Annotated in this window: 20 protein-coding genes; 12 read left to right on the forward strand and 8 right to left on the reverse strand. The window is 66.3% G+C overall.

Going from position 1 to position 21,641, the window contains the following annotated elements:
• From dnaE to RS83_RS13030, 5 genes are all read left to right on the forward strand, one after another.
• Positions 1 to 3,519, forward strand: a complete 3,519-nt coding sequence (gene dnaE, locus RS83_RS13010) for a DNA polymerase III subunit alpha (protein ID WP_045279967.1) — start codon at positions 1 to 3, stop codon at positions 3,517 to 3,519.
• 72 nt (positions 3,520 to 3,591) lie between these two features.
• Entirely contained in the window at positions 3,592 to 4,848 is a 1,257-nt protein-coding gene (locus RS83_RS13015; RefSeq protein WP_045279968.1) for a hypothetical protein, read from the forward strand.
• Between the two features lie 2 nt (positions 4,849 to 4,850).
• Positions 4,851 to 6,155 carry a histidinol dehydrogenase gene (gene hisD / locus RS83_RS13020; RefSeq protein WP_045279969.1) on the forward strand — a complete coding sequence of 435 codons (1,305 nt, stop codon included), beginning with the start codon at positions 4,851 to 4,853 and terminating at the stop codon, positions 6,153 to 6,155.
• Positions 6,156 to 6,164: 9 nt separating this feature from the next.
• Positions 6,165 to 6,635: a transcriptional regulator NrdR gene (gene nrdR, locus RS83_RS13025; protein WP_045279970.1), complete on the forward strand. Its 471-nt coding sequence runs from the start codon at positions 6,165 to 6,167 to the stop codon at positions 6,633 to 6,635.
• An 11-nt stretch (positions 6,636 to 6,646) separates the two neighbouring features.
• On the forward strand, positions 6,647 to 7,669 hold the full coding sequence (locus tag RS83_RS13030) for a quinone-dependent dihydroorotate dehydrogenase (protein WP_045279971.1): 1,023 nt from the start codon (positions 6,647 to 6,649) through the stop codon (positions 7,667 to 7,669).
• Between the two features lie 69 nt (positions 7,670 to 7,738).
• Here RS83_RS13030 and RS83_RS13035 read toward each other — a convergent pair whose 3' ends face one another.
• Positions 7,739 to 8,308, reverse strand: coding sequence for a DUF3043 domain-containing protein (locus RS83_RS13035; RefSeq protein WP_045279972.1), 570 nt, complete (start codon positions 8,306 to 8,308; stop codon positions 7,739 to 7,741).
• Positions 8,309 to 8,354: 46 nt separating this feature from the next.
• Between RS83_RS13035 and RS83_RS13040 the strand changes: the two genes are divergently transcribed.
• The 5 genes from RS83_RS13040 to RS83_RS13060 all read left to right on the forward strand — a co-directional run bounded on the left by RS83_RS13040 (position 8,355) and on the right by RS83_RS13060 (position 13,448).
• Complete coding sequence (locus tag RS83_RS13040; RefSeq protein WP_045279973.1) at positions 8,355 to 9,758, forward strand: dipeptidase; 1,404 nt, start codon at positions 8,355 to 8,357, stop codon at positions 9,756 to 9,758.
• A gap of 106 nt (positions 9,759 to 9,864) precedes the next feature.
• Positions 9,865 to 10,233: an iron-sulfur cluster insertion protein ErpA gene (erpA, locus tag RS83_RS13045; protein WP_045279974.1), complete on the forward strand. Its 369-nt coding sequence runs from the start codon at positions 9,865 to 9,867 to the stop codon at positions 10,231 to 10,233.
• Between the two features lie 143 nt (positions 10,234 to 10,376).
• Positions 10,377 to 11,273: a cytochrome c oxidase subunit II gene (gene coxB, locus RS83_RS13050; RefSeq protein ID WP_045279975.1), complete on the forward strand. Its 897-nt coding sequence runs from the start codon at positions 10,377 to 10,379 to the stop codon at positions 11,271 to 11,273.
• 3 nt (positions 11,274 to 11,276) lie between these two features.
• On the forward strand, positions 11,277 to 13,010 hold the full coding sequence (gene ctaD, locus RS83_RS13055; RefSeq protein WP_045279976.1) for a cytochrome c oxidase subunit I: 1,734 nt from the start codon (positions 11,277 to 11,279) through the stop codon (positions 13,008 to 13,010).
• Between the two features lie 3 nt (positions 13,011 to 13,013).
• A complete protein-coding gene (locus RS83_RS13060; RefSeq protein ID WP_045279977.1) occupies positions 13,014 to 13,448 on the forward strand; it encodes a cytochrome c oxidase subunit 4 in 435 nt (144 codons plus the stop codon).
• Between the two features lie 61 nt (positions 13,449 to 13,509).
• Here the strand turns inward: RS83_RS13060 and RS83_RS13065 are convergent, their stop codons facing one another.
• The 7 genes from RS83_RS13065 to RS83_RS13095 form a co-directional block, all read right to left on the reverse strand.
• Positions 13,510 to 13,929 (reverse strand): rhodanese-like domain-containing protein, encoded by a 420-nt coding sequence (locus RS83_RS13065; RefSeq protein ID WP_045279978.1) that lies wholly within the window; start codon positions 13,927 to 13,929, stop codon positions 13,510 to 13,512.
• Between the two features lie 68 nt (positions 13,930 to 13,997).
• Positions 13,998 to 14,501, reverse strand: a complete 504-nt coding sequence (locus RS83_RS13070; protein WP_045279979.1) for a GNAT family N-acetyltransferase — start codon at positions 14,499 to 14,501, stop codon at positions 13,998 to 14,000.
• Entirely contained in the window at positions 14,501 to 14,911 is a 411-nt protein-coding gene (locus tag RS83_RS13075) for a RidA family protein (protein WP_045279980.1), read from the reverse strand. The genes RS83_RS13070 and RS83_RS13075 overlap by 1 nt, the downstream gene beginning before the upstream one ends.
• 76 nt (positions 14,912 to 14,987) lie before the next feature.
• Positions 14,988 to 16,802, reverse strand: coding sequence for a cytochrome b (locus RS83_RS13080; RefSeq protein ID WP_045279981.1), 1,815 nt, complete (start codon positions 16,800 to 16,802; stop codon positions 14,988 to 14,990).
• Entirely contained in the window at positions 16,799 to 17,875 is a 1,077-nt protein-coding gene (locus RS83_RS13085; RefSeq protein WP_045279982.1) for a ubiquinol-cytochrome c reductase iron-sulfur subunit, read from the reverse strand. The genes RS83_RS13080 and RS83_RS13085 overlap by 4 nt, the downstream gene beginning before the upstream one ends.
• Before the next feature lie 36 nt (positions 17,876 to 17,911).
• Positions 17,912 to 18,715, reverse strand: coding sequence for a c-type cytochrome (locus tag RS83_RS13090; RefSeq protein ID WP_045279983.1), 804 nt, complete (start codon positions 18,713 to 18,715; stop codon positions 17,912 to 17,914).
• 20 nt (positions 18,716 to 18,735) lie between these two features.
• Complete coding sequence (locus tag RS83_RS13095; RefSeq protein ID WP_156153214.1) at positions 18,736 to 19,389, reverse strand: cytochrome c oxidase subunit 3; 654 nt, start codon at positions 19,387 to 19,389, stop codon at positions 18,736 to 18,738.
• 191 nt (positions 19,390 to 19,580) lie between these two features.
• Between RS83_RS13095 and trpD the strand changes: the two genes are divergently transcribed.
• Together trpD and RS83_RS13105 are read left to right on the forward strand one after the other, a co-directional pair.
• The gene (gene trpD, locus RS83_RS13100; RefSeq protein WP_045279984.1) at positions 19,581 to 20,645 is read left to right on the forward strand and encodes an anthranilate phosphoribosyltransferase; all 1,065 of its coding nucleotides are present in this window, start codon (positions 19,581 to 19,583) and stop codon (positions 20,643 to 20,645) included.
• Between the two features lie 8 nt (positions 20,646 to 20,653).
• A complete protein-coding gene (locus RS83_RS13105; protein WP_045279985.1) occupies positions 20,654 to 21,640 on the forward strand; it encodes a PHP domain-containing protein in 987 nt (328 codons plus the stop codon).
• The last annotated feature ends 1 nt before the right edge of the window (position 21,641 follow it).

Here is a 21,641-nt window from a genome sequence, read left to right on the forward strand (position 1 = left end):
ATGGCATCCGACTCCTTCGCCCACCTGCACGTGCACAGCGAATACTCGATGCTCGACGGTGCTGCGAAGATCGCTGCGATGACCCAGGCAGCCGCCGATTACGGCATGCCGGCCATCGCCGTGACGGATCACGGCAACACCTTCGCCGCGTTCGAGTTCTATAAAGCGGCGAAGAATGCGGGCGTCAAACCGATCATCGGGCTTGAGGCGTACGTCACGCCCGGCACCCATCGCAGCGACAAGTCGCGGGTGCAGTGGGGCTCGCCGGATCAGAAGAGCGACGACGTCTCCGGTGCGGGTGCGTACACCCACATGACGATGTGGAGCGAGACCACCGAGGGGATGCACAATCTCTTCCGGCTCAGCTCCCGGTCGAGCATGGAGGGGTACTACTTCAAGCCCCGGATGGACCGCGAGCTGCTGCAGACCTATTCCAAGGGATTGATCGCGACGACGGGCTGCCCGTCCGGGGAGATCCAGACCCGCCTGCGCCTCGGCCAGTACGACGCAGCGCGCGCGGCCGCCGCCGAGTTCCAAGATCTGTTCGGCAAGGAGAACTACTTCGCCGAGATCATGGACCACGGGCTCTCGATCGAGCGCCGGATCATGACCGACCTGCTGCGTCTCGCGAAGGACCTGAACATCCCGCTGGTCGGCACCAACGACTCCCACTACACGCACCAGCACGAGGCCGACGCCCACGAGGCCCTGCTCTGCGTGCAGTCCGGCTCGACGCTCGACGACCCCAACCGCTTCAAGTTCGACGGCGACGGCTACTACATCAAGACCGCCGCCGAGATGCGACAGTTGTTCCGCGACCACCCAGAGGCGTGCGACAACACCCTGCTGATCGCCGAGCGCTGCGAGGTCGAGTTCAACACCGCGGCGAACTACATGCCGCGATTCCCTGTTCCCGATGGCGAGACCGAGGACAGTTGGCTGATCAAGGAGGTCGAGACCGGCCTCGAGTACCGGTACCCCAACGGCATCCCGGACAAGGTGCGCAAGCAGGCAGAGTACGAGACCGGGATCATCCTGCAGATGGGATTCCCCGGCTACTTCCTCGTCGTCGCCGACTTCATCAACTGGGCCAAGAACAACGGCATCCGTGTGGGGCCAGGGCGTGGTTCCGGTGCCGGATCGATGGTCGCCTACGCGATGCGGATCACCGACCTCGACCCGCTCGAGCACGGCCTGATCTTCGAGCGGTTCCTGAACCCCGACCGTGTCTCGATGCCCGACTTCGACGTCGACTTCGATGACCGTCGCCGCGGCGAGGTCATCGAATACGTGACCAAGAAGTACGGCTCGGAGCGGGTCGCGCAGATCGTCACGTACGGCACCATCAAATCGAAGCAGGCGCTGAAGGATGCCGGACGCGTGCTCGGCTTCCCGTTCAGCATGGGGGAGCGGCTGACGAAGGCGATGCCGCCGCCCGTCATGGGCAAGGACATGCCGCTCGACGGCATGTTCGACTCGGCGCACCCGCGGTACAAGGAAGCGAGCGAGTTCCGCGCACTGATCGAGACCGACACCGAGGCGAAGACGGTCTTCGACCGCGCCCTCGGGCTCGAGGGGCTGAAGCGCCAGTGGGGCGTGCACGCAGCCGGCGTCATCATGTCGTCCGAGCCGTTGCTCGACATCATCCCGATCATGCGTCGCGAGCAGGACGGGCAGATCGTCACGCAGTTCGACTACCCGTCATGCGAGTCGCTCGGCCTGATCAAGATGGACTTCCTGGGGCTGCGAAACCTCACGATCATCTCCGATGCGCTCGATAACATCCGCACGAACCGCGGCGAGGAGCTCGACCTCGAGCACCTCGAGCTCGACGACCGCGGCGCGTACGACCTGCTGGGGCGCGGAGAGTCGCTCGGTGTCTTCCAGCTCGACGGCGGACCGATGCGTGCGCTCATGCGCCTGATGAAGCCGGACAACTTCGGTGACATCTCGGCACTCATCGCGCTGTACCGGCCGGGCCCCATGGGCGCGAACTCCCACACGAACTACGCGCTCCGCAAGAACGGCGCCCAGCCGATCACGCCGATCCATCCGGAGTTCGAGGAGTCGCTCGCCGACATCCTCGACGAGTCCTACGGCCTGATCATCTATCAGGAGCAGGTCATGGCGATCGCCCAGCGCGTCGCCGGGTTCTCGCTCGGCCAAGCCGACATCCTCCGTCGTGCGATGGGCAAGAAGAAGAAGTCCGAACTGGACAAGCAGTTCGAGGGCTTCCAGGCCGGCATGCACGCCAACGGGTATTCGGATGGCGCGGTCAACGCCATCTGGGAGATCCTGCTCCCGTTCTCCGACTACGCGTTCAACAAAGCCCACTCCGCGGCCTACGGCGTGGTCTCCTACTGGACGGCATATCTGAAGGCGCACTACCCCGCCGAGTACATGGCTGCGCTGCTCACCAGCGTCGGCGACTCGAAGGACAAGATGGCGCTGTACCTGAACGAGTGCCGTCGCATGGGCATCAAGGTGCTGCCGCCGGACGTGTCCGAGTCGATCAACTACTTCGCCGCAGTCGGCGACGACATCCGCTTCGGGCTCGGCGCAGTGCGCAACGTCGGCAGCAACGTGGTCGACGGCATCGTGCAGGCCCGCAAGGACGAGCGCTTCACCTCGTTCCATCACTTCCTCGACAAGGTGCCGCTGCACGTCGCGAACAAGCGAACGGTCGAATCCCTGGTCAAGGCCGGAGCCTTCGACTCCATGGGCGACTCGCGTCGCTCGCTCTACGACATCCACGAGGATGCCGTCGAGGCCGCCGTGGACCGCAAGCGCAACGAGGCCCAGGGTGCCATCGGGTTCGACTTCGACAGCCTCTACGACGGCACCGAAGAGGTCGCGCCGGCCAAGGTGCCGGCGAAGCCGGAGTGGGTGAAGAAGGACAAGCTGGCCTTCGAGCGCGAGATGCTCGGACTGTACGTGTCCGACCATCCGCTCGCCGGGCTCGAAGTGCCGCTCGCGAAGCACGCCTCGATCTCGATCCATGACCTGAACAACTCGGAGGACATCCAGGACGGCGACCAGGTCACCGTCGCCGGCCTCGTCACCAGCGTGCAGCATCGCGTCGCGAAGGCCAGCGGAAATCCCTACGGCATGATCACCGTCGAGGACTTCAACGGCGAGGTGACCGTGATGTTCATGGGGAAGACCTACACCGAGTTCCAGCACACGCTGCAGCAGGACTCGATCCTCGCGGTCCGCGGACGCGTGTCGCGCCGCGACGACGGGCTGAACCTGCACGCGCAGTCCGCGTTCGCACCCGACGTCGGCTCGTTCGATGCGGCGGGGCCGTTGTCGCTGGTGTTCGCGGAACAGCGCGCGACCGAGCGCGTCATGACCGAGCTCGCCGAGGTGCTCCGGCGCCACAACGGCGACACCGAGGTCGTGCTCCGCGTGCACCGCGGCGGCACCGCGAAGGTGTTCGAGGTGCCGATGCCGGTGAAGGTGTCGGCCGACCTCTTCGGTGACCTCAAGTCCCTGCTCGGACCGACCTGTCTGGGGTGAACGGGTAGGATCGTGAGCCGTCGGACAGCATGACGGCCCTCCCTGTCATGCACCGCGCCGAAAGGATGACTGATGAGCACCGAACTCCCTGAGATCCCGGATGCCGAGAGCGACACCTTCCTCGACGAGGACGGTGTCCTCTACGACGACGACGTCACGCCCGAGTACGGTGTCCTCGGCTTCACGTTGCGTGAACTGCTGATCGTGGGCGTCTGGGCCGTCTCCTTCATCGTGTCGTTCTTCCCGCTCGCCGGTGGTCCGTCGATCTGGGGCACCGGCATCCAATGGATCCTGCCGATCGGCGTGCCGACCGTCGCCGTGTTCCTCCTGGTGCTGCGTCGTTTCTCGCCGGACGGGATCCGCCGGGTCGGCTCACTGGGCATCGACCAGTTCGCCTCCGTCGCGTTCTCCGTGTCTGCGGTCATCTGGGTCGGGACGCTGTGGAGCGCCGTCGCCGGACTGATCGAGTTCGGTGTCTTCGGGCTGTCGTGGAGCGGGATCGTGCAGCTCGTCGCGTCCCTGGCCCTGGTCGTGCTCACGGTGTTCGCGCCGATCGTCCCCGGGCTGAAGGAAGACTTCCAGGGTCGGCTCGTCACACTCGCGCACCGTAACGCGAACCCTGTGCGCCCCGTCATCGCACGGCCCCGCCCTGAGCCCGAGCCCGCAGTCGACACGAACGAGGCAGAGGTCGCAGCAGGTGCCGAGCAGCCGGGCGATCAGACGGACAGTGGTCTCGCGTCGACGGACGACCGGTTCTCCGGATCGCCCGCAACGGCTGTCACGACCGCCTACGCGCAGCCGGTCGAGCTCGACGTCGAGCTCTCCGGGCAGCAGGCCACCGACGAGATCGCTCGATTCGACGTCGCGGATCAGGTGCCGATCGCCGCGCACGCCTCCGGCGGCGACACCGGTACCGAAGACACGGCGGCCGATGACGAGTACGTCCCGAACTACTCCCGCCGGTCCCGTGGCCAGGAGATCGCGTCAGACACCGCCAGCATCGAAGCCCTCCTGGAGACGGCGCAGACCATCGAGCACACGGGTGCCGTCGAGGGTGATGCCGAGCCGTTCACCGAGACCGAGGACTGGACCGACGACAGCCTTGCGGACGAGGCGAACAGTTCTCGTCACGTCGACCCGGCGCAGCCGTTCTGGATCCTCGCTCCGTCTGAGCGAGACGTGCACGATGAGCGCGGAGAACCGTTGTTCCGAATCGGTCCGAGCGCGTGGGCGCTCGTGATCGAGGATCGCGGCGGCGCTTTCGTGGTCCGCCATGACGACGGCCGCATCGGTTACCTCCACGACATCTCGGACATCACGAAAGGCTGACAGTGCGAACGATCGATCTGCGGGGGCGCGAGCTCTCGCCAGCCGCCATGCTCGCCGCAGTTCCGCGAGCGACCCAGGCTCGCGCTGAGGCACTCGACACGGCGACGCGTATCGTCGACGACGTGCGGGAGCGCGGAGAGCAGGCGCTGCGCGAGCAGGCCGAGAAGTTCGACCGCGTCACCGGTCACGCGATCCGGGTGCCGTCGGATCACATCGACGACGCGCTCGAGCACCTGACCCCCGAGGTCCGCGCCGCGCTGGAAGAGGCGATCCGCCGCGTGCGCCTCGCGTCAGCCGCGCAGGTCCCTGCCCAGCAGGTCACTCAGATCGGCGAAGGCGCGCGCATCACGCAGCGCTGGCAGCCCGTGCACCGTGTCGGCGTGTACATCCCCGGTGGCAAGGCGGTGTACCCGTCGAGCGTCATCATGAACGTCGTGCCCGCGCAGGTCGCAGGCGTCACCGAGATCGCACTCGCCTCCCCGCCGCAGTCGGATCAGGACGGGCGCATCCACCCGACGATCCTCGCTGCGGCAGCGCTCCTCGGTGTGACCGAGGTCTACGCCATGGGGGGAGCCGGGGCGATCGGCGCCTTCGCCTGGGGCGTCCCCGAGGTGGGGCTCGACCCGGTCGACGTGCTCTCCGGGCCGGGGAACAACTACGTCGCTTCGGCGAAGCGTGCGGTGGCCGGCGTCGTCGGAACCGATTCCGAGGCGGGTGCCACCGAGATCCTCGTCGTGGCCGATGCCGCGGCAGACGCGCGACTCATCGCCGCCGACCTGGTCAGCCAGGCCGAGCACGACGAACAGGCGTCGGCTGTGCTCGTGACCGATTCCGAGGAACTCGCAGCCCGCGTCGCCGTGGAGGTCGAGACCTTCGCCCTCGCGACGCGTCACTCCGAGCGTGTCGGTGCCGCACTCGCCGGCCCGCAGTCCGCGATCGTGCTCGTCGATGACCGCGACATGGCGACGGCGTTCAGCAACGCGTATGCGCCGGAGCACCTCGAGCTCCACCTCGCCGATGCAGAGGATGCCGCAGCATCCTTCACCAGTGCGGGTGCCGTGTTCGTGGGCGACCAGACGCCGGTCAGTCTCGGCGACTACATGGCCGGCAGCAACCATGTCCTGCCCACCGGCGGCCAGGCTCGTTACGCGCCGGGACTCGGTGCCTACACGTTCCTTCGTCCCCAGCAGGTCATCTCGTATGACCGCTCCGCCCTCGCCGCCGTGCGGGCAGGCGTCGTCGCTCTCGCCGACACGGAGGTACTGCCGGCGCACGGCGAGGCGATCGAGGCCCGCTTCACGGCGTAGGTTAGACAGATGCACTGCCCGTTCTGCCGTCATTCCGACTCCCGTGTGATCGATTCGCGGACCAGCGATGACGGTCTGTCGATCCGTCGACGCCGACAGTGTCCCGAATGCGGTGGACGTTTCACCACGACGGAGACGGCGAGCCTCAACGTGATCAAGCGTTCCGGCGTGATGGAGCCTTTCAGCCGCGAGAAGGTCATCTCCGGCGTGCGCAAGGCCTGCCAGGGGCGCCCGGTCACCGAGGCGGATCTCGCGATCCTCGCGCAGCGCGTCGAAGAGGCCGTCCGCCAGACCGGAGTGTCGCAGCTCGACACGAACGAGATCGGTCTGGCCATCCTCGGACCGCTGCGTGATCTCGACGAGGTCGCCTTCCTGCGGTTCGCCAGCGTCTATCAGGCGTTCGACTCGCTCGAGGATTTCGAAGCGGCGATCACCGACCTTCGAGCCGATCACTCGGAGCAGGAGCCCGCCGACCGGTAATCTGGGCAGTGATGTATCCGCTGCTCTTTCGCGCTGTCCTGTCGCGCTTCGATCCCGAGTTCGCCCATCACGCCGGCATGGCGGTGGTTCGAGTACTCGGTGTCCAGCCGTTCGCTCGTGCGACCCGTGCCCTCACCGCACCGGATCCGTCGCTTCGGGTCGAAGCGCTCGGGCTGACCTTCCCGTCTCCGTTCGGTGTCGCCGCGGGCTTCGACAAGAACGCTGTCGGCGTTCGGGGCCTCGCCGCGCTCGGTTTCGGTCACGTCGAGGTCGGCACCATCACGGCGATCCCGCAGGAGGGCAATCCCAAGCCTCGACTGTTCCGGCTCGTGGAAGACCGCGCCGTGATCAACCGGATGGGCTTCAACAACAAGGGCGCGGACGCGGCCGCCCGCAAGCTCGCTCGGCTGCGCCGTGGTGCCCCTGACACGGTCATCGGGGTCAACATCGGCAAGAGTCGCGTGGTCGATGTCGAGAACGCGACGGAGGACTATGTCGCCTCCGCCGTGCGTCTCGCGCCGCTCGCCGACTACCTCGCCATCAACGTGTCGTCGCCGAACACACCTGGACTGCGTGGCCTGCAGGCCGTCGAGACCCTGGCTCCGCTGCTTCGCGCCGTGCGCACGGCGGCCGGGAAGACGCCGCTGCTGGTGAAGATCGCCCCCGATCTGCCGGACGAGGAGATCACGGCGATCGCGCAGCTCGCCGTCGCCGAGGGGCTCGACGGGATCATCTCGCATAACACCACGATCAGCCGGGACGGGCTCCTGAGCGATGATGCGGTGGTCGAAGCCGCCGGTGCAGGCGGGCTGTCCGGCGCTCCGCTCAAGGAGCGGTCCCTGCAGGTGCTCCGAGTGGTGCGCGCCGCGGTCCCTGAGGACTTCTGCGTGATCGCGGTTGGGGGAGTCGAGACTGCATCCGATGTGCAGGAGCGCTTGGATGCGGGCGCGACCCTCGTCCAGGGCTACACGGCGTTCCTCTACCGCGGTCCGTTCTGGGGTCGCGAGATCAACCGTGGACTCCTCGGGCGCTGACAGCGCACGCCCGCGCGCGAAGAAGGCCCCTCGCTCCGCAGAGCGAGGGGCCTTCTCGATGACAGGGGGTCAGGCCGGGTACTGACCGCGCTTGACCTGCGGCTTCGGCAGGCGCATGAAGCGCATCTGCAGGGCACGCATCGCCGCATACCAGCCGAGACCGCGCTCGAGACGGTCCTTGCCGAACTTCTCGCCGGCTTTGCGCTTCACACGGAAGGCCAGGAGGATCATGCCGCCGATCGCGATGATCAGGTACGCCATCATGACGAGGTACGCGTAGAAGGCGACCGCCAGTTGCGCGGGCACCAGCGATGCGAGGATCACCAGGACCATGACGGCCATGACGAACTCGGCGGGGTGCCAGCCGGCATCCACGTAGTCACGCACCCAGCGACGCTGCGGACCCTTGTCGCGCACCGGAAGGTACTTCTCCTCGCCGGCGGCCATGCCGGCCTGCGCGCGATTGCGTCGCTCGTTGAGCTCGGCGCGCGCTGCCGCCTTCGCTTCCTTCGTGTTCGCGACGAGCGGGCGACGGCGCGCGGCTTCCTGCTCGGCGCGGCTCGGCGTCGCACGCCCCTTCCCGACACCGGTCGTCTCGGCGTCGTCGTTCGTCGGAGGGGAGACAGGGGAAGTGGCCACGAGAATCCTCGGTTCGCTGAAGGTGGATCACCTTAAGATTACTCGCATGACTTCTCCTGTTCTCCCCAGTTCGTCCGACTCCGCTGTTCTCGAGTCCGTGGCGACCGGAATCCCGGCCGCGCTCTCCGATCTGGGCCACCTCGTGCGCATCCCCGGCATGGCGTGGCCGGCGTTCGACCAGACGCAGCTCGAGCGCAGCGCCGATGCCGTCGCAGCGCTCGCGAAGGACACCGGTGTCTTCGACGAGGTGCAGGTGCTGCGGGCGGCGATCCCCGGCACCGACGAGTACGGGCAGCCAGCGGTGCTGGCCACGCGCGCCGCCCGCAACGGCAAGCCGACGATTCTGCTCTACGCACACCACGACGTGCAGCCTCCTGGAGACGACGCGCTGTGGGAGACGCCGCCGTTCGAGCCGACCGTGCGCGACGGTCGCCTCTACGGTCGCGGTGCGGCAGACGACAAGGCCGGGATCATGGCGCACATCGCTTCGATCCGCGCGGTGTCCGAGGTGCTCGGCGACGACCTCGAGCTCGGTATCGCGATGTTCATCGAGGGTGAGGAGGAGTACGGCTCCCGCTCATTCGCGCAGTTCCTGTCCGACAACAAGGACGCGCTGCGGGCCGATGCCATCGTGGTCGCCGACTCCGGCAATCTGGACTCCGTGACGCCCGGCCTCACCGTCTCGCTGCGAGGGAACGCGCGGTTCACGTTGCGCGTGCGCACTCTGGATCATGCCTCGCACTCCGGCATGTTCGGGGGAGCGGTGCCCGACGCGATGATGGCGACCACGAAGCTGCTGGCGACGCTCTGGAACGACGACGGCTCTGTGGCCGTCGACGGCATGACCGCGCGCGACACCGAGACGCCCGACTACTCCGAGGAGACGCTGCGCGACGAAGCCGGTCTGCTGCCGGGAACCTCGCCGATCGGCGACGGCACGATCCTCAGCCGCATCTGGAACAAGCCGGCCGTCACCGTGATCGGTATCGACGCGACCAGCGTCGCTTCGGCATCCAACACGCTCCTGCCCGAGGTCACCGTCGTGATCAGCTCCCGCGTCGCACCGGGGCAGTCCGCATCCGACGCCTACGACGCGCTGGAGCGTCACCTGCGGGCGCACGCCCCGTTCGGCGCCGAGCTGACCTTCTCGGACCTCGACTTCGGCGACGGCTTCCTCGTCGACACCAGCGGCTGGGCTGTCGGGCTGACCCGCGACGCGATGCGCGACGGCTACGGCGTTCCGCCGGTCGACCTCGGCGTGGGGGGATCGATCCCGTTCATCGCCGACCTCGTCCGCGAGTTCCCGGAGGCGCAGATCCTGGTGACCGGGGTCGAGGATCCCTACTCGCGCGCGCACAGCCCGAACGAATCGCTCCACCTCGACACGTTCCGCAACGCGGTCGCGACCGAAGCGCTGCTGCTCGCCCGCATGAACCGCCGCGAGGCCTGACACCCGTCGACGCGCGCACGGCTCTTTCCCGATCTCGCCGCCTCCGCGACATGCGGCGATAGAATTGCGGGAAAGCCGTGCGACGCGGCCCGTCACAAGGAGCGACATGAGCGACACCACCCTGACCTCAGACACCACCAGCACCAAGGCCCACGGCATCAGCCTGACCGATGCCGCCGCGGTCAAGGTCAAGAACCTCCTCGAGCAGGAGGGCCGCGACGACCTGCGTCTGCGCGTCGCCGTGCAGCCCGGCGGATGCTCCGGCCTGATCTACCAGCTCTACTTCGACGAGCGCTACCTCGAGGGCGACGAGACCGTCGACTTCGATGGCGTCGAGGTCATCGTCGACAACATGAGCGTGCCGTATCTCGACGGCGCATCGATCGATTTCAAGGACACGATCTCGGAGCAGGGCTTCACGATCGACAACCCGAACGCAGCAGGCAGCTGCGCGTGCGGAGACAGCTTCCACTGATCGTTCGTCGGAGGCGCTGAACCCGGCGTCTTTTGCCCAGGACAGCGCCTGATCCGGTCCGTGAACCTGCGTGGTTGGCATGAATCAGGTGTGAGGTTGCTCTAGACTTGGATGTGCCCTGTCCGCAATCTGAAAGGTGCATCGTGCCCTCGAAACACCGCCTTCGTTGGGCCGCTCTCCCTCTGGGAGTCGTGGCAGCCGTGGTCCTGGCGGGATGTACCACCACTGAGTTGAACGGCTATCTCCCCGGGTTCGTGGATGGCGGGCCTGCGGCCACCAACCAGACCGAGCGAGTGTCGTCCCTCTGGGTCAACTCCTGGATCGTCCTCCTCGCCGTCGGCGTCATCACCTGGGGCCTGATGGCCTGGGCCGCGATCGCGTACCGCCGTCGCAAGGGTCAGACCGGTCTCCCGGTCCAGATGCGCTACAACATGCCGATCGAGATCTTCTACACGATCGTGCCGCTCATCCTCGTGCTGGGCATGTTCTTCTTCACGGCCCGCGATCAGGCCGAGATCGAGGCGAAGTGGGACAACCCCGACGTCGAGATCACCGCGATCGCCAAGCAGTGGGCGTGGGACTTCCAGTACGACGCCGACTCCGAAGACGACACCGTCTGGACGATGGGCATTCAGGCCCAGCCAGACAAGGACGGCAACATCGACCAGTCGCAGCTGCCCACGCTGGTGCTGCCGGTCGATCAGAAGGTCACGATCAACCTGCAGTCCCGCGATGTCATCCACTCGTTCTGGATCATCGACTTCCTCTACAAGAAGGACATGTACATCGGGAAGGACAACTCCTGGTCCTTCATCCCGACTCGTGTCGGCGAGTACTCGGGCAAGTGCGCGGAGCTGTGCGGCGAGTACCACTCGATGATGCTCTTCAACGTGAAGGTCGTCGAGCAGGACGAGTACGACGCGTATGTCCAGTCGCTCAAGGAGCAGGGCAACACGGGCGACATCACGGACGAGTACGACCGTCTGTCGAACTTCCCGGGCACCACGCCCCAGACCGACTCCGAGGAAGGAGAGGAGTAAGCCATGTCGACCACTGAAGCCCCCCGCACCGACGAGGCCCCCCGCTCCCGACCCAACGCCCTGCCCGCCCGCCAGGCCGCTCTCATGAGCTCCTCGCGCGTCGAGCAGAAGGGCAACATCGTCGTCAAGTGGATCACCTCCACCGACCACAAGACCATCGGGTACATGTACCTGATCGCCTCGGTCCTGTTCTTCCTCCTCGGCGGTGTGATGGCACTCGTCATCCGTGCTGAGCTCTTCGCGCCGGGAATGCAGATCATCCCGACCAAGGAGCAGTACAACCAGCTGTTCACGATGCACGGCACGATCATGCTGCTGATGTTCGCGACGCCGCTGTTCGCCGGATTCGCCAACGCGATCCTGCCGCTGCAGCTCGGAGCACCTGACGTCGCGTTCCCGCGTCTGAACGCCTTCGCGTTCTGGCTGTTCCTCTTCGGCTCAACGATCGCCGTCGCCGGCTTCCTCACCCCGCAGGGCGCTGCCTCGTTCGGTTGGTTCGCCTATCAGCCGCTCGCGAGCGCCTCGTTCTCGCCGGGTGCGGGTGGAAACCTCTGGATGGTCGGTCTCGGCATCTCGGGCTTCGGCACGATCCTCGGTGCCGTGAACTTCATCACGACCGTGATCACGATGCGCGCGCCCGGTATGACGATGTGGCGCATGCCGATCTTCTCCTGGAACACGCTCATCACGAGCCTCCTGATCCTGATGGCATTCCCGGTGCTCGCCGCCGCGATCTTCGCCGCTGCGGCGGACCGCATCCTCGGCGCACACATCTACGACCCGGCCAACGGCGGCGTCCTGCTCTGGCAGCACCTGTTCTGGTTCTTCGGTCACCCCGAGGTGTACATCATCGCGCTGCCCTTCTTCGGCATCGTCTCCGAGATCTTCCCGGTGTTCAGCCGCAAGCCGATCTTCGGGTACAAGACCCTCGTCTACGCGACGATCGCGATCGCCGCGCTGTCCGTCGCCGTGTGGGCTCACCACATGTACGTGACCGGTTCGGTGCTGCTGCCGTTCTTCGCGCTCATGACGATGCTCATCGCAGTGCCGACTGGTGTGAAGATCTTCAACTGGATCGGTACGCTCTGGCGAGGATCCGTGACCTTCGAGACCCCGATGGTGTTCGCACTCGGCTTCCTGGTCTCGTTCGTCTTCGGTGGTCTGACCGGTGTGATCCTCGCGGCTCCGCCGCTGGACTTCGCGCTCTCGGATTCCTACTTCGTCGTCGCACACTTCCACTACGTCGTCTTCGGCACCGTGGTGTTCGCGATGTTCGCCGGGTTCTACTTCTGGTGGCCGAAGTGGACGGGACGGATGCTCAACGAGCGGCTCGGCTACGTGCACTTCTGGATGCTGTTCATCGGCTTCCACATGACGTTCCTCATCCAGCACTGGCTGGGCGTCGACGGCATGGTTCGCCGGTACGCCGACTACTCGGCAGCCGACGGATGGACCTGGCAGAACCAGGTCTCGACGATCGGCGCCATGATCCTCGGTGCCTCGATGCTGCCGTTCTTCCTGAACGTCTGGATCACGGCGCGCAAGGCGCCCAAGGTCACGGTCAACGACCCGTGGGGCTACGGCGCTTCGCTCGAGTGGGCGACGTCCTGCCCGCCGCCGCGTCACAACTTCACGTCGATCCCGCGTATCCGCAGCGAGCGGCCCGCCTTCGACCTGAATCACCCGGAAGCTGCGGAGTTCGCCACGACGGCTCCCGGCGAGCGAGAGGTCCACTGATCCATGCGCGATAACGTCATCCTCTGGTGGGTGCTGACTGCATTCTTCGCCCTCATCGGCGTCGTGTACACCGGCTGGCACATCCTGGCGACACCGTCCGAGAACTTCGCTGAGCGGATCGAATGGGTCGGTACGGTCGCGCTGTTCTTCGCGGCGTTCATGGGCGCGATGGTGGCCTTCTACCTCGACCGCACGCACACCGCGCAGGGTGGTGAGCTGCCGGAAGACATCCTCACCTCGGACATCGACGATGGTGACCCGGAGCTCGGCGAGTTCAGCCCTTGGTCCTGGTGGCCGATCGTGCTCGCCGGTTCTGCCGCGGTCTTCGTGGTGGGACTGGCCGTCGGTCACTTCCTGCTCCCGATCGGGCTCGCGATCTTCGTGGTCGCGATCGTCGGCTGGGTGTACGAGTACTACCGCGGCAACTTCGCCCGCTGAGACACGATGAAGAAGGCCCCCGGTTCGCCGGGGGCCTTCTTTGTTGTCGTGTCGTGGGCGATCAGGCGTGGGTGCGAATGCGTGCGATCCCGGTGAGCGGATCCACGGGCCGCCGGTGCACGCCATCCGCGTCCTCCACCGGATACCCCTCGCGCACCCAGTATTCGAAGCCGCCGATCATCTCGCGGACGTCGTATCCGAGGCGGGCGAACTCCAAGGCGCCCTTGGCGCCGGCGTTGCACCCGGGGCTCCAGCAGTAGACGACGACTGCGGCATCCTTCGAGATTTCGCGCGGCGCGCGCGTCGCGATCTCGCTGTAATGCATGTGCATCGCCCCGGCGACGCGACCCTGGGCCCAGGCCTCGTCAGAGCGCACGTCTATCACCACGATGTCCTCGCCGGCCGCCCGAGCGGCATGGACGTCGCTGGCATCGGTCTCGGCGGCGAGCTTGGCTGCGTAGAAGTCGGCACGATCCATCATGACCTCAGCCTAGAAGCGTCGGTGGGTTGCGCACCGTTCGGATCCGGTCTTCGTGCGCAGGAATCCGGTCAGAGCTCGACCGTCATCTGCACCCGGCGACCGTAGCGGTCGAGGCCGAGTGCTGCTTCGATCTCGACGAGTCCGCGCAGGAACGCGGTCTCCGGAATGCTCTCGAGGAACCCGCACGAGGAATAGAACGGGGCGTTCCAGGGAATCTCCGCGTAGGTACGGAGCGTGAGCCGCGTGTAGCCGCGCTCACGGGCCTCGTCCATGGCTGCGGTGACCAGGGCTCGTCCGTGCCCGTTGCGCGCCGCAGCCGGCGTGACAGAGAGCTGCTCGAGGTGTGCCAGACCGTCGACGTCGAGCACATGCACGAAGCCGACGGGGGAGCCGGAATCGGAGTCCTCGACCATCAGCACGAAACCGGGGGAGTCGAGTCGGACAGCCCCTGCGTCGGCACGTGGCCAGTCCCAGGCGCCGAGCGCGTCGATGAGGAGTGCATCCGCTTCGGTCTCGATCGCCTGGATCATCTCGGCATCCGAAGCCTCCGCTGCGCGCAGCCGACGGTTCATCAGTCGTCGCCGGCGACCGCGGCGATCGCTTCGATCTCGACGAGCTGGTCGTCGTACCCGAGCACCGTGACCCCCAGAAGCGTGCTCGGGACGTCGTGCGCCCCGAACGCATCGTGGATGACATCCCACGCGGTGACGAGGTCCGCTTGGCGTGTGGAAGCGACCAGGACGCGCGTGCTGACCACATCGGTGAGCTGTGCGCCCGCGGCATCGAGTGCGGTGCGCAGTGTCACGACGCATCGGGCGGCCTGAGCGGCATAGTCGCCGGGAGCGGTCGTACTCCCGTCGTCCTCGAGAGGGCAGGAGCCGGCGAGGAAGATCAGGCGCGAACCGGCCGGAGCGGTCGCGGCATAGGCGTATGGAGCCTCTGCGAGGTCGGAGGAACGGATGAGTCGGACTGCAGACGTCATGCTTCGATCCTTTCACGGACATACGCAGAAGGCCCTGTCCGTCTGGACAGGGCCTTCATACGGGGGAGCGGTGCCGTCAGGCGCCCTCCTCCGACTTCTTCTTCCGCGGCTTCTTGACCGGTTCCGTCGCGATCACCGTGCTCGGCGTGTTCGGTGTCTCGTCGACGTGCGTCTCATCGACCGTGAGCGGAGCGTCCGGGAAGCCGGCGCGCTCGTGAGCGCCCTGGATCTCGGCGGTCTCAGCTTCGGCGGCGTGTGCCGTGACGTGGTGCTGGTGCGCATCGGCAGCTTCGATCTCCGCCTGCGTGAGCGGGGCCAGGCGGTCCTCGAAGAACCAGCGCGAGATCGAGGAACGGAGGTTCTCCGTCCACGAGATCCGGCCCTTGGCGTTCGGGCGAACCACGAGGGGCTCGTATCCGTCAACGTCGATGAGCTTCCAACGGTCGTACTGGTCGACCGGCTGGTGCACCTCGATGAACTCGCCACCGGGGAGGCGCACGATGCGTCCCGACTCGTAGCCGTGGAGCACGATCTCGCGATCCTTCTTCTGCAGCGCGATGCAGATGCGCTTCGTCACGAAGTAGCCGAGCACCGGAGCGATGAAGAGCAGCGCCTGGAGCGTGTGGATCACGCCTTCCATCGTGAGCATGAAGTGCGTCGCGATGAGGTCGGACGATGCTGCAGCCCACAGGACCGCGTAGAACAGCACACCGGCCACACCGATCGCGGTGCGCGTCGCGGCGTTGCGCGGGCGCTGTGCGATGTGGTGCTCGCGCTTGTCTCCGGTGATCCACGCCTCGATGAACGGGTAGATCGCGACGAGCACGATGAAGAGACCGAGCACGACCAGCGGCAGCAGGATACCGAACGACCAGGTGTGGTCGAGGAAGACGATGTCGAGGTTCGACGGCGCCAGACGCAGCGCACCATCGGCGAATCCGATGTACCAGTCTGGCTGGGTACCGGCGGAGACGGGGGAGGGGTCGTACGGGCCGTAGTTCCAGATCGGGTTGATCTGGAAGAACGTGGCGATCAGCACGATCGTGCCGAACACGATGAACAGGTAGCCGCCCATCTTGGACATGTAGACCGGCATCATCGGGTAGCCCACGACGTTCTCGTTCGTCCGGCCGGGGCCGGCGAACTGCGTGTGCTTGTTGATGATCATCAGCATGAGGTGCACGACGATCAGCGCGATGACGAGCATCGGCAGCAGCAGGATGTGCAGCGTGTAGAGGCGTCCGACGATCGCGGTTCCCGGGAATTCGCCGCCGAACAACAGGAACGACGTCCAGGTGCCGATCAGCGGGATGCCCTTGACCATGCCGTCGATGATGCGGAGGCCGTTGCCCGAGAGCAGGTCGTCGGGGAGCGAGTAGCCGGTGAAGCCCTCTGCCATCGCGAGGACGAAGAGGACGAAGCCGATCACCCAGTTGAGCTCACGCGGCTTGCGGAATGCACCGGTGAAGAACACGCGGAGCATGTGCACGCCGATACCCGCGACGAACACGAGTGCAGCCCAGTGGTGGATCTGGCGGACCAGCAGGCCACCACGGATGTCGAAGGAGATGTTCAGCGACGACTCGAGTGCAGCCGACATCTCGATCCCACGCATCGGGACGTAGGCGCCCGTGTAGTGCGTGGGGACCATGGAGGCCTCGAAGAAGAACGTCAGGAAGGTTCCGGAGAGGAACACGACCACGAAGCTCCACAGCGCGATCTCGCCGAGCATGAACGACCAGTGGTCGGGGAAGATCTTGCGGCCGAGCTCCTTGACGAAGCCGGAGAGGCTGGTGCGCTCATCGATGTAGTTCGACGCGGCACCGACGAAGCGACCGCCGAGCGGCGCCTTGGTGTCCTTGTCCTCGTTGGACAGCGTTGCGGTGCTCAATGGCGCTCCCAGAAGCTCGGGCCGACGGGTTCCTTGAAGTCGCTGCGTGCGATGAGGTAGCCCTCGTCGTCGACCGTGATCGGCAGCTGCGGCAGCGGACGTGCTGCCGGTCCGAAGATGACCTTGGCGTGATCGGTGACGTCGAACTGCGACTGGTGGCAGGGGCACAGCAGGTGGTGCGTCTGCTGCTCGTAGAGAGCGACAGGGCAACCGACGTGGGTGCAGACCTTGGAGTACGCGACGATGCCGTCGTACGACCAGTCCTTGCGGTCTTCGGCCTCGATGAGCTGCTCGGGGCGGAGGCGCATCATCAGCACGATGGCCTTCGCCTTCTCCTCGAGGTAGCCGTCTTCGTGACCGAGTTCGACGAGCTCGGCAGGGATGACGTGGAACGCCGAGCCGAGGGTGACGTCAGCAGCACGGATCGGGGTGCCGTCGGGGTCGCGCACCAGGCGCGATCCTTCCTCCCACATCGTGTGCTTGAGCAGGTGCACCGGGTCGCCCGCAGTGGGGTCATCCGGCGTGGAGTGCGGAGCGAGACCACGGAACAGCGTGACGCCGGGGATGATCGACGCGACGACCGCTGCGAACAGCGAGTTGCGGATCATGGTGCGGCGTCCGAAGCCGGACTCCTCGTTCGCCTCGGAGAATGCCTTGATGGCAGCCTCGCGAGTCGCATCGGTGCCGCGCGTCGTGTGGCGGAACTCGATGTGCTCCTTGTCCGACATCAGCGCCTTGGACCAGTGGATCGCGCCGATACCGATGCTGAGCAGGGCCAGCGCGATACCGAGTCCGATGAACAGGTTGTTCTGGCGGATGTCGATGAGCGCGCCGCTCTCGATCGGGAACAGCATGTAGGCGGCGACCGCCCAGATGCTGCCGGCGAGCGACAGGTAGAACAGCGTGTAGACGGTGCGGTCAGCCGTCTTCTCGACGCGGGGGTCCTTGTCGGTCATCCGCGCGCGGTGCGGCGGCAATCCCGGGTTGTGCACGGGATCGCTGACTGCGACGCCCAGCCCCGGCGAGGGCTGGTAGGCCCTGTCGAGAGCCTTCGAGTCGTCGTCGTGTGCCATGGTGCTCCTCGTACGTTCCTCTTCGATGAATAAGCGTCAGTTGGACTTCGCCGTGATCCACACGGTGATGGCGACCAGTGCGCCGATACCGAAGATCCACACGAACAGGCCCTCGGACACGGGTCCGAGCGAACCGAGCGAGAATCCGCCGATCTGCACGGACTGCTGCTGGTAGAGGAGCGCGGAGATGATGTCGCGCTTGTCCTCGTCCGACAGGTTCATGTCGCCGAAGACCGGCATGTTCTGGGGGCCCGTGACCATGGCTGCGTAGATGTGCAGCGCGCTGGTCTCGGTCAGGGCGGGGGCGTACTTGCCCTCGGTGAGCGCTCCACCGGCTGCGGCCACGTTGTGGCACATCGCGCAGTTCACGCGGAACAGCTCGGCGCCGTGGGACACGTCGCCCTTGCCGTCGATGGTCCGCTCCGACGGGAACGTCGGGCCGGGGGCCTCAGCCTGCACGTAGGACGAGATCGCGAGGATCTGGTCTTCGGTGAACTGCGGCTTCTTCTGCGGAGCCTGCGGTCCCTGCATCTGCAGCGGCATACGGCCGGTGGAGAGCTGGAACTCTGTCGCGAGCTCGCCGACGCCGTAGAGGCTCGGTCCGTTCGCGGTGCCCTGCATGTCGAGACCGTGACAGGTGGCGCAGTTGGCCTGGAACAGCTTCTCGCCGTCCTCCACGGTCAGCTGGGTGGTCGCAGCGCTCTGGGTGTCGGTCGCGGCGAACGCGGCAGACGCACCGGCGTACACGGCGCCGGTGATCATGAGTCCTGCTCCGATGAGGGCGACCGCAGCCAGGGGGCTGCGACGACCGTTCGAACGGCGCTTCTTCTCTCGTGCCATCTCGGGGATCAGCTCCGCTCTTATTTCAGGAAGTAGATAACGACGAACAGCACGATCCAGACGACGTCGACGAAGTGCCAGTAGTAGGACACAACGATCGAGGAGGTCGCCTCCTTGTGCCGGAAGTTCTTCACCGCGTATGCGCGTCCGATGACGAGCAGGAACGCGATGAGTCCGCCGGTGACGTGCAGTGCGTGGAAGCCGGTGGTGATGTAGAACGCCGACGCGTAGGAGTCAGCACTGATCGGCATTCCCTCGGCGACGAGCTGGGCGTACTCCCAGACCTGGCCGGAGACGAAGATCGCGCCGAGCGCGAAGGTGAGGAAGAACCACTCGACCATGCCCCAGCCGAACAGGCGGCGACGGCCGGCACCGTTCTTCTGGCCCTTGCCGAGCTTGTAGGCCTGCAGGTCCTCTGCCGCGAACACGCCCATCTGGCACGTGAAGGAGGAGAGGACGAGGATCGCGGTGTTCACGAACGCGAACGGGACGTTCAGGAGTTCGGTCCGCGCTGCCCACAGTTCAGGGGAAGTGCTGCGGAGGGTGAAGTAGATCGCGAAAAGTCCCGCGAAGAACATCACCTCACTGCCGAGCCACACAATGGTGCCGACAGCTACCGGGTTGGGCCGCTTGATGGTTCTCGCCGCCGGGGCATACGTCGCTGAGGTCGTCACCCTTCCATTATGGCCGATCCGCGGGGGTGATTCTTGCACCGCGAGCTCTGTTTTTGGCGACGTTCCACTTAGGTAACCCTAAGAAGACGCTGCGAATCCTCGGTGAATCCGCGGGAAACGGGGGATGCCGACATGGCGGTCACGCGTGAGCAACGATCTGCACGTTTTCCCGCGCCGATAGGATCGCACACATGGCTGATTCCCTGACCTGGTCCGATGTGCTCACTTCTCTGCTGGAGCGTCGCGATCTCAGCGTCTGGGAGTCCACGTGGGCGATGCGTCAGATCATGCGGGGAGACGTCACCGAGGCGCAGCTCGGAGGCTTCCTCATCGCGTTGCGCGCGAAGGGCGAGACGATCGACGAGATCGTCGGGTTCCGTGACGCCATCCTCGAAGCCGCCGTCCCCCTTCCCGTATCGCCGGACGTTCTCGACATCGTCGGCACCGGTGGCGACCGGGTCGGCACGGTCAACGTCTCGACCACAGCCGCGATCATCATCGGCGCGACCGGTATCCCCGTCGTCAAGCACGGCAATCGTGCTGCGAGTTCGGCGTCCGGCTCATCCGACGTCCTCGGCGCACTCGGTCTCGAACTCTCGCTCAACCCCGCGCACGTGGCATCCATCCTCGACCGCACCGGGATCACGTTCGCGTGGGCCGGCGCCTTCCACCCCGGGTTCAAGCACGCCGGCGCCGTCCGGGCTCAGCTCGGTGTCCCGACCGTCTTCAATATGCTCGGACCGCTCTGCAACCCGGCACGCGCCGAGGCCAACGCAGTCGGCGTGGCGCAGCTCGAACGCGTCCCGCTGATCACCGGCGTGTTCCGCACCCGCGGAGCGACCGCTCTGGTGTTCCGCGGTGACGACGGGCTCGACGAGCTCACCACCACCGGGCACAGCCGGATCTGGGAGGTCACCCGTGGTGACATCCACGAGCACGACCTCGACCCTCGCGATCTCGGCATCCCGATCGCCGATCTCGCCGATCTGATCGGTGGATCACCCGAGCACAACGCCGAGATCCTGCGGCGCACGCTCCAGGGCGAGCGCGGCGCGGTGCGCGACATCGTGCTGCTGAACGCAGCAGCCGGCATCGTCGCCTTCGAGCTCTCGCAGGATGCGACCCAGGTGCAGCGCCCCATTCTCGAGCGGCTCCGGGAGGGGCTGGAACGCGCGACGGCTGCCGTCGACGATGGCCGGGCCGCCGCGAAGCTCGACCAGTGGATCGGTGTGAGCCGCGAACTGGCCTCCGCATAGGGCGCGTCATGGACCCCGTCGCCGCTCTGTTCGAGATCGCTTCGCTGCTGGAGCGCGAGCGGGCGTCCCGATATCGGGCGAAGGCGTTCCGTCAGGCGGCGGCCACCCTGCAGACCCTGCCGGAGGATGTGCGATCTGATCCGACGCTTCTGCGCGCGAGCAAGGGCATCGGCGAGTCGACGTTCGCCGTGATCCGCCAGGCGCAGGAAGGCCGTGTGCCGGAGTATCTCGTCGAGCTGCGCGGCGAGGTCGAGCCGGAGAAGGTGTCGGCGTTGCGGGCGAAGCTCCGCGGTGATCTGCACGCGCATACGGATTGGTCGGACGGCACGACACCGATCGCGGTGATGGCTGCGGCCGCCCGTGCGCAGGGGCACGAGTATCAGGCGATCACCGACCACTCGCCTCGGCTGCGAGTCGCGCGTGGCCTCTCGGCTGAGCGGTTGCGCGAGCAGATCCCGCTCGTGCGGGCGGAGTCCGGCAATGGATTCACCCTGCTCGCCGGCATCGAGGTGGACATCCTGGACGACGGGGCGCTCGATCAGGACCCTGACCTGCTCGGCGAACTCGACGTCGTGGTGGCATCGGTGCATTCGAAGCTGCGGATGGATCCGCGTCCGATGACGGCTCGGATGATCGCTGCCGTCTCGCATCCGCGGGTGAATGTGCTCGGCCACTGCACCGGCAGACTCGTGCAAGGCGAACGGGGGACCCGACCGCAGTCCCTATTCGACGCGGCGTCGGTGTTCGCAGCGTGCGCCGAGAACGGCGTCGCGGTCGAGATCAACTCCCGCCCGGAACGCCAGGATCCGCCGGATGAGCTCATCGCGATCGCGCTCGAAGCAGGATGTCTCTTCTCGATCGACTCCGACGCGCACGCGCCGGGTCAACTCTCACTGCTCGACCACGGCGCTGAACGCGCCGAGCGTCTCGGCGTGCCGGCGGCTCGGATCGTGACGACCTGGGGCCTGGACCGGCTGCTCGCCTGGACCGAGTAGC

This window comes from Microbacterium oxydans (genome assembly GCF_000956525.1).
Lineage (GTDB): Bacteria > Actinomycetota > Actinomycetes > Actinomycetales > Microbacteriaceae > Microbacterium > Microbacterium oxydans_A.

Bases quoted from the DNA above. Each gene is read 5' to 3' on its own strand.
- RS83_RS13085 (WP_045279982.1), bottom strand. From the start codon at position 17,875: ATGGCACACGACGACGACTCGAAGGCTCTCGACAGGGCCTACCAGCCC.
- RS83_RS13065 (WP_045279978.1), bottom strand. From the start codon at position 13,929: ATGATGGATCGTGCCGACTTCTACGCAGCCAAGCTCGCCGCCGAGACC.
- ctaD (WP_045279976.1), top strand. From the start codon at position 11,277: ATGTCGACCACTGAAGCCCCCCGCACCGACGAGGCCCCCCGCTCCCGA.
- RS83_RS13070 (WP_045279979.1), bottom strand. From the start codon at position 14,501: ATGAACCGTCGGCTGCGCGCAGCGGAGGCTTCGGATGCCGAGATGATC.
- nrdR (WP_045279970.1), top strand. From the start codon at position 6,165: ATGCACTGCCCGTTCTGCCGTCATTCCGACTCCCGTGTGATCGATTCG.
- RS83_RS13030 (WP_045279971.1), top strand. From the start codon at position 6,647: ATGTATCCGCTGCTCTTTCGCGCTGTCCTGTCGCGCTTCGATCCCGAG.
- RS83_RS13090 (WP_045279983.1), bottom strand. From the start codon at position 18,715: ATGGCACGAGAGAAGAAGCGCCGTTCGAACGGTCGTCGCAGCCCCCTG.
- erpA (WP_045279974.1), top strand. From the start codon at position 9,865: ATGAGCGACACCACCCTGACCTCAGACACCACCAGCACCAAGGCCCAC.
- RS83_RS13105 (WP_045279985.1), top strand. From the start codon at position 20,654: ATGGACCCCGTCGCCGCTCTGTTCGAGATCGCTTCGCTGCTGGAGCGC.
- trpD (WP_045279984.1), top strand. From the start codon at position 19,581: ATGGCTGATTCCCTGACCTGGTCCGATGTGCTCACTTCTCTGCTGGAG.
- RS83_RS13015 (WP_045279968.1), top strand. From the start codon at position 3,592: ATGAGCACCGAACTCCCTGAGATCCCGGATGCCGAGAGCGACACCTTC.
- RS83_RS13060 (WP_045279977.1), top strand. From the start codon at position 13,014: ATGCGCGATAACGTCATCCTCTGGTGGGTGCTGACTGCATTCTTCGCC.
- RS83_RS13040 (WP_045279973.1), top strand. From the start codon at position 8,355: ATGACTTCTCCTGTTCTCCCCAGTTCGTCCGACTCCGCTGTTCTCGAG.
- RS83_RS13075 (WP_045279980.1), bottom strand. From the start codon at position 14,911: ATGACGTCTGCAGTCCGACTCATCCGTTCCTCCGACCTCGCAGAGGCT.
- dnaE (WP_045279967.1), top strand. From the start codon at position 1: ATGGCATCCGACTCCTTCGCCCACCTGCACGTGCACAGCGAATACTCG.